1 protein-coding gene is annotated in these 2,036 nt (G+C 58.6%); it reads left to right on the top strand.

Annotation, left to right across the window (positions count from 1 at the left end; genetic code table 11):
- Positions 1–1,517: helix-turn-helix transcriptional regulator (locus C1722_RS16385; protein WP_219724338.1), on the top strand; the 1,517-nt coding region annotated here is incomplete at its 5' end.
- Positions 1,518–2,036: the final 519 nt, after the last annotated feature.

The raw sequence follows: 2,036 nt of genomic DNA, 5'->3' as shown, positions 1-2,036 counted from the left end.
GGCCCTTCGCGTATAGGGCGCGCGAAACGGATGCCGTTTCGTGTATGTTGTTGCGCAACGTGTTTGCAGATGCGCTTGTGCTGGCGAAAGGAGCGGAAGGGATGCGTCGTGCGATCGTAACCGTTGTTGGTTTCGCCTGCTTGTATGCGGTTGCCACGGTGTTCTTCTACTACGATTGGCTCTACGAGCTCCCCTTCGAGACGGATGCGTTCCTGTACGAAGTGTTCCTCAACGCATCGCTGTGCATCGCTGCCGTCGTCGTCGCCCTGCTGATGCGGTCCGCCGATGCGGTGAAGCCCATCGCCTATGCGGGCACGGCAGGGTATGCGGCTGCGCTCGCGCTGCTCTTCTTTGCATGGCAAACGGGGGCTGGGGAGGCTTTGGTGTATGCGGCGGGCGTGTGTGCCGGCATCGGCTCGGGTACGCTCATCCCGTTATGGTTCATGCGGATAGGGGAGACGGGAAGCCGGGGTTTCGGCTACGTCCTCGGTGCGGGATCGCTTCTGAGCGGGGTCATCATGCTGGCGGAGAACGCTCTGCCCGTAGCGTCGATGATCGTGTCGTGCGCGGTGCTTCTAGCCGTATCGCTTGTTGCGTTCGCTCGCCTCGAGCGGGTCTCAAGCCGGGTTTCGGATGAGGGCATCTTCGACCAAAGGGCCGTTGAGCGCAGAAAGGGCATATTCGCCTCCCTCGCCGCGCCGCTGGTGTATGTGTTTTTCCTCTCGATCATCTACGGTGCCCTCGATGTGGTGATGGCGGTCTCCGGACCTGTTCCCACGAGCGACTCGGGTACGATATTCCAGGGAACGAGCATTGTGACGAACATGTTCTTCCTGCTGTACGTCAGGTTCGGTCGCGGCCGATACGCCTCCTTGCTCAACATATGCTTGGGAATCATCGCAACGGGTTTGATCTTCTTCCCGTTCTTTCCCTCGGGATACGGCATGGCGCTTGTCGTGTTCGTCCATGCGGGGTGGGAGATCGCCCTGCTTGTATCCTATGCGCTGGTGATCGAGCTGCTGAGCGGCAATCGCCGGGGGATCGTGGCGGGTGCCGCCGCCGTGTTCGCGTTTCCCCGTCCGGGCGTCGTGCTCGGGTCGGGCATCGCGACGCTCGTTGCGGTGGACAACCAGTTCGCGTTCACGCAGCTCGCTATGGTGGCGTGCTCCCTTTTGTACTTGATCGTCGTCGGCGTGCTGTTTATCCGCACTAGGGAGAAACGTGCGGCGGATCGGGCCATCAGGAAGCGCGACGAGATCATCGACCGCTATATAAAGGCGCGCGACGACCTTCGCAGCCTGGCATGCGACGAATTGGCGCAAGCGCATGGGCTGACGAAGCGCGAAACCGAGATGCTCCATCTGCTCTCCCAGGGAAGGGACGCGGCTTATATCGGAGAAGCGATGTTTCTGTCGCGCAATACGGTAAAGAGCTATTCGAAGTCGATCTACGCGAAACTCGACGTGCACTCGAAGCAGGAGCTCATCGATTTGGTCAACGATGCCGCGCCGTATTGAGTCGTCTTCGCTGCTGCACGGCGGATGCTAAGACACGCAGCGGCGAGATCGTCTTGCCGGGTCGGCGATCACGGCCCGCCAGCACAGTTTCCCGTGTCAATAACGTTAATGCCTTACTTGATGATTCTGTGGGCGCGAAGTTTTTGATAAAAACCTCTTGCCCGACGGGGCAACCCTATGTATTATATTTCAGCCGCGCTCGTAAGGGCGCGGATTGCTGTTCAGGGTTGCTCCCGATGCAAAGGCTTGGACCGGAGCGTTTCGTTCGCAAAGCGAGGCGGTCAGAAAAAAGTTTTTGAAACTTCAAAAAAGTTGTTGACAGCGGGGTAACAGAACAGTAATATATCTCCTTGCGCGTTTGCCTCCGGCGGATGCGCGGACGGCCCGGAAGGGCCGCCGAGAACCTTGAAAACCGGATACTGTGATACGAACAAGCTAGTAATAAACCTCGTCAGATGCCCGCCCCCAGAACAGGGCTCCGGGCACCTTGACAAAAGACCAAGATTCAAATTTTTCGAA

The sequence above is a fragment of the Raoultibacter timonensis genome, from assembly GCF_900240215.1.
Classification (GTDB): Bacteria; Actinomycetota; Coriobacteriia; order Coriobacteriales; family Eggerthellaceae; genus Raoultibacter; species Raoultibacter timonensis.
The sequence above is the reverse complement of the archived record's forward strand: the minus strand, read 5'-3'. Positions and strand labels throughout refer to the sequence as shown.